Annotated in this window: 1 protein-coding gene; it reads left to right on the plus strand. The window is 51.2% G+C overall.

Annotated features, from left to right (window positions below; genetic code table 11):
• The coding region (locus DEF47_RS20160; RefSeq protein ID WP_287045318.1) for a sigma 54-interacting transcriptional regulator at window positions 1-735 on the plus strand (735 nt) is incomplete at its 5' end.
• Between the last annotated feature and the right edge of the window lie 29 nt (window positions 736-764).

The following is a 764-nucleotide window of genomic DNA, read 5'->3' on the forward strand; positions in this document are numbered from 1 at the left end:
AGTGAATTGTTTGGCCATGAAAAAGGCGCGTTTACTGGGGCGGTCGCTCAGCGCAAGGGTCGCTTTGAATTAGCCCATAAAGGCTCGATCTTCCTTGATGAAATTGGCGAAATGACCCTCGCTACCCAGAAAAAGTTGCTGCGCATTCTGCAAGAACGCGAATTTGAGCGGGTTGGTGGCACAACCACCGTGCGAGTTGATGTGCGAGTGATTGCGGCGACTAACCGTGATCTTGAAGCTGACGTGCGAGCTGGCACCTTTCGCGAAGATTTGTACTATCGTTTGAATGTGATCACGTTGCATTTACCAGCCCTGCGCCAACGAATTGGCGATATTCCCTTATTGGCTGAATTTTTCTTGGATAAATATCGTTACGCGCCCTCATCACCACCAGCTCGCATCTCTGAAGAGGCCATGGAGCGCCTGAATAACTACGATTGGCCAGGCAATGTGCGCCAACTTGAGCATGAGATCGAGCGAGCGGTGATTTTGTCTCGCGGCAATGTGATTACCAGTGAGCATATGTCGTTGGTTCCATCATCGCGCTCGGCCTTGCAAGTTGATATTGCTGCCCGTTTGCGCGAAAAATCGACGCTCGAGGAACTGCTGGCCGATGTTGAACGCTTGGCGTTGCAAGAAGCGCTGGTTCAGCACGACGATGATCTCAAGGTGGCTGCTCGTAGCCTTGGCCTGAGCGAAGCTGAGTTCCAAAAGCGCCAAAAGAAGTATAGTTAGTTGTGGGGCTATAGGCTATTTGTAATGGT

The sequence above is a fragment of the Herpetosiphon sp. genome (genome assembly GCF_003512625.1).
GTDB classification, from domain to species: domain Bacteria; phylum Chloroflexota; class Chloroflexia; order Chloroflexales; family Herpetosiphonaceae; genus Herpetosiphon; species Herpetosiphon aurantiacus.